This window comes from Nocardia arthritidis NBRC 100137, assembly GCF_001612765.1.
In the GTDB taxonomy this organism is placed as follows: Bacteria; Actinomycetota; Actinomycetes; order Mycobacteriales; family Mycobacteriaceae; genus Nocardia; species Nocardia arthritidis.
In genome coordinates, this window is record NZ_BDBB01000089.1 from 1 (window position 1) to 1,038 (window position 1,038).

Sequence of the window (1,038 nt, forward strand, 5' to 3'; positions counted from 1 at the left end):
GGTCCCCACGCCCGGCGTACTCGAGGGTGGCCAGGCCACCCAGACCTACCCACCGGCCGATATCGCCGGAGCGATACATCCGCGAACCCGGCGCACCGAAGGGATTGGCGACGAAGCGGGTAGCGGCCAGGCCGGGACGGCCGAGGTAGCCGCGGGAGAGCTGAGCGCCCGCGACGTAGATCTCTCCGGCGACGCCGACCGGCGCGGGGTTGAGCCGGTCGTCGAGCACGTACGCGTCCAAGCCCGGGATGGCGCGACCGATCACGCTGGCCGGGTTGTCGGCCATCTGCTCATCCAGCGACAGGTAGGACACGTGCACCGTGGTCTCGGTGATGCCGTACATGTTCACCAGCCACGGCGCGTCCACGGGGTGGCGTTCGTACCAGCGCTGCAACTGGCGCAGATCCAGTGCCTCACCACCGAACACGACGTAGCGCAGCGCGAGTTCGCCCTGCTCGTCCGGGTGCGCGGCGCGGTCGGCCTCGGCGAGCTGGTAGAAGGCCGAGGGGGTCTGGTTGAGGACGGTGACCCGCTCACGGATCAACAGTTCGCGGAACTGTTCGGGCGAGCGGGAGGTGAGGTAGTCGACCACGACGACGGTGCCGCCGTTGGCCAGCGCACACCACAGTTCCCACACCGAGAAGTCGAACGCGAAGGAGTGGAACAGTGTCCACACATCGGTTTCGTCGAACTCGAACAGCGACTGGGTGTTGGCGAACAACTCGACCACGTTGCGGTGCGCGACCCCCACCCCCTTGGGCACACCGGTGGAACCGGAGGTGTAGATGACATACGCCAGGTTGTCCGGACGCAGCGGCACCACACGTTCGCGGTTGCGGACGCGTGCGTCGTCGTAGCCGGTGGTGTCCTCCAGCAGCAGGACCGGAATATTGCCCGCGGGTAGTGATTCCCGCTCGGTGGCGGTGGTCAGCACACACACCGGGGCGGCGTCTTCGAGCATGAACTCCAACCGCTGCACCGGATAGGTGGTGTCGATCGGCAGATACGCCGCACCCGCGGTCAACACACCCAACAACG

1 protein-coding gene is annotated in these 1,038 nt (G+C 67.1%); it reads right to left on the reverse strand.

Annotated elements, in window-relative coordinates; genetic code table 11:
- Window positions 1-1,038: amino acid adenylation domain-containing protein (locus NA8_RS32125; RefSeq protein WP_157107041.1), on the reverse strand; the 1,038-nt coding region annotated here is incomplete at both ends.